Annotated in this window: 2 protein-coding genes; both read right to left on the reverse strand. The window is 42.8% G+C overall.

Features of this window, described 5'->3' with window-relative positions:
- Window positions 1–199: 199 nt before the first annotated feature.
- Complete coding sequence (locus PGZ10_RS10000) at window positions 200–1165, reverse strand: carbohydrate kinase family protein (protein ID WP_270541304.1); 966 nt, start codon at window positions 1163–1165, stop codon at window positions 200–202.
- A 106-nt stretch (window positions 1166–1271) separates the two neighbouring features.
- Window positions 1272–2948, reverse strand: coding sequence for a M3 family oligoendopeptidase (locus PGZ10_RS10005; protein WP_117823831.1), 1677 nt, complete (start codon window positions 2946–2948; stop codon window positions 1272–1274).
- Window positions 2949–3186: the final 238 nt, after the last annotated feature.

Raw genomic sequence — 3186 nt, forward strand, 5'->3', positions numbered from 1 at the left:
TGAAATTTTATACACTAAAATAACCGGGCAGATTCATCACTAATCTGTCCGGTTATTATATTACATTTTTCTCTTTACTCTGTGGCTGTCTGCTTAATCCGCGCCAACCCTTTTCCCACTGCCGGACAAAATGTCAAGCAGAGGTTATTCTCTTCTGTCTCTCAACAGGGTATTTTATATTGCTTTTCCGCTTCCTTTTCTATGCATTCTGCATAAATTCCTGGATTTCTTCTCTGGTCGGCATTACCCGAAGCGCTCCTTTTTTTGTGGTGATCAGGGAAGCTGCCGCATTTGCAAATGTGAGAAGCTCTTTTAAATCCTCTTCCGTCAGATCTTCCATTCCATGCTCCAGAATATAATCCAGCGAATTGGCACAGAATGTATCCCCTGCACCGGTAGTCTCGATCGTATGCTCCTGTACAAATCCCGGAACTTCTACCCTGAGGTCTTTGTAATATGCACGGCTTCCGTCTTTTCCAAGAGTAATGAGAACCAGCGGGATCTGATATTTCTCGCGGATCAGTCTTGCTCCTTCATCATAATCTGTTGTTCCAAAAAGAAATTCCACTTCATTATCTGAAATCTTCAGAATATCACACTTTGAAAGACCATATTCGATCTCAGCCTTTGCATCATCCAATGATTTCCAGAGCGGTGGGCGAAGGTTCGGGTCAAAACTTACGATACATCCTGCTTCTTTTGCCACGTCAATTGCATATCTTGTTGCTTCTCTTACACCTTCATGGGTAGAGGAAAGGGTTCCAAAGTGAAAAATCTTTGCCGAACGGATCAGCTCTTCATCCACTTCTTCTTTTTTCAGCATCATATCTGCTCCCGGATTCCGGTAAAAAGAAAAATCTCTGTCACCGTCCGGATAGGTATGTACAAATGCAAGTGTCGTATGTACCTCTTCGTCCATTACCAGATTCCGTGTATCGATTCCAACTTCTTCAATCGCTCTCTTCAGCTGCTCACCAAACATATCTTTTCCAACTTTTCCGATAAATGCGGTCTTTTTTCCAAGCTTTTCAAGCATGGCAAGTACATTACACGGTGCACCTCCCGGATTGGCTTCCAGAAGTGGATTCCCCTGTGCGCTCGTTCCATTTTCTGTAAAATCAATCAGCAGTTCACCTAACGCGGTTACATCATAGATCTTTTCCATATTCGATTCCTCTCCTTATAATCTTATAAGCAAATTATACCTTGTCCCTCCAGTACATGCAATAAGATTATGTAATCGATATCATGTTTTTTCAGTTTTCTTTCGCTTAAATCAGGTTCAATTTTTTCAGAACGTTGTAGATGGTTCCTTCTTTGAATGGGTCGCTTAAGTTTCCGATTCTGAGGAGTTCGTGGTAGCCTTTGCTTCCGCCCTGGCGGCAGAGGGCGTAGTAATCTTTCCATGCACTTTCCAGGTCTTCCTGCATTTTTCCGTAGTATTCGAGGGCTCCTACACGGGATACGGCGTAATCAATATAATAGAACGGGCACATGAATAGGTGCTGTTTCTGCATCCAGAATCCGCCCTGTCCCAGGAATTCATTGCCGTCATAATCTCTCCATGGGAGATAGATTTTTTCCAGTTCGTGCCATACTTTTCTTCTTTCCATTGCATCGGTCAGATTTTCAGCGTATACACGGTGCTGGAATTCATCTACGCATGCCATGTATGGCATTGCTTCCAGCGAATCCCACAGGTATGCTTTTTTCTGTTTTTCTGCATTTTCTCCGAAGAACAGATGCATCCATGGCAATGTGAAATATTCCATTGCCATCGAATGGATCTCGCTGATCTCTGCGGTACTGAATGTCTGCGATAATACCGGAATATTGCGTGACGCTGTGTATGCCTCAAAGGCATGTCCTGCTTCGTGGGTAAGGACATTGACATCTGCATTGGTTCCATTAAAGTTTGCAAAAATGAACGGTGCCTTATATTCTTCCATAAAGTCACAGTAGCCGCCCTGCTGTTTTCCCTGTCTTCCTTCCAGATCAAACAGACGGTATTCCATCATAAAATCAAAGAATTCACCTGTCTCTTGGGAAAGTTCATGATACATGGTTCTCGCCTTTTCCAGAAGTTCTTCTTCCGTTCCCTCCGGAACTGCATTTCCATCCGGATAGGTAAGACTTTCGTCATAATATTTTAATTCTTCGATACCGAGTCTTTCTTTCTGTTCCTCATAAAGTTTCTGACAAAGCGGTACGATATGCTCCCGGATCTGCTTACGGAATATTGCCACATCCTCCGGCGTATATTCAAATCTTTCCATCTTCTGATACATCATCTCGGCATATCCATTAAATCCAAGGTTCTTTGCCATCTGCTGACGGATTCCGATCAGTTCCGTATAAAGGGAATCCAGTTCATCCGAAATCGCTTTATACAACTCTGCCCACTTTTCAAATGCTTCTTTACGGATGCTTCTGTCGGTATCCTCCATCATCTTTAACAGACCATAGAATCCAAGCTGTTCTCCGTGAAAATCTGTAACCGGTGCCGCTGCAACCTGGAAATACTTCTGAACCAGCTTGTTCTCCTGGATCTGCAGATCGGCATTACACGGATCGGTAAGCCGGACTTTGTTCTCTGCCTGTCTGGAATAAACTTCTCCGAACTCTTTTTCAAGCTCTGTTCTGTAAGAAGACTTCAGATAACTCTCATAGAACTTTTTCATTTCGACATCAATCTGTGGCTCGATCTCGAAAATATATTCCATCTCTTTTCGATAGAATTCATCATTGGTATCCTGGCTGTTGCGGATACTTGCCATGACGCGTGTCGTATTAAAGTGGCTGTTTGCATTCAGGATTGCGACAAATGCCTGATGCGCGCCTTCAAAATCTGCAGCCTCGTTAAAGTTCTTTGTTTCTTTCTGGATGGTCCGGATATACGCTTCCCCATCTGGACGTACATATTTCATCTCTGAAAATTTTTCCATCATCTTTTCCTTCTTTCCAATCTTTTTCCTCTGCCTGTCAGAATCATATTCTTTTCCCCAAAAGCAGCTCTATCCCGATTTTATCACAACTCTTCCTGTGATTCCATCACCTTTTCGTACAATGTTACGAAAGAATAAAAATCTCTTCTGACACAGCCGGATTCTTCAATCCACATCTGCATCAAAAGAGATTCTTATCTTCAGACATACAAAAATCGGAGTGACAGGATTTGAACCTGCG

The sequence above is a fragment of the Coprococcus sp. AF102-57 genome (assembly GCF_027686195.1).
Classification (GTDB): Bacteria; Bacillota; Clostridia; order Lachnospirales; family Lachnospiraceae; genus Allocoprococcus; species Allocoprococcus comes.

Coding starts and splice junctions, on each gene's coding strand:
- PGZ10_RS10000 (WP_270541304.1), bottom strand. CDS start 1,165: ATGGAAAAGATCTATGATGTAACCGCGTTAGGTGAACTGCTGATTGAT.
- PGZ10_RS10005 (WP_117823831.1), bottom strand. CDS start 2,948: ATGATGGAAAAATTTTCAGAGATGAAATATGTACGTCCAGATGGGGAA.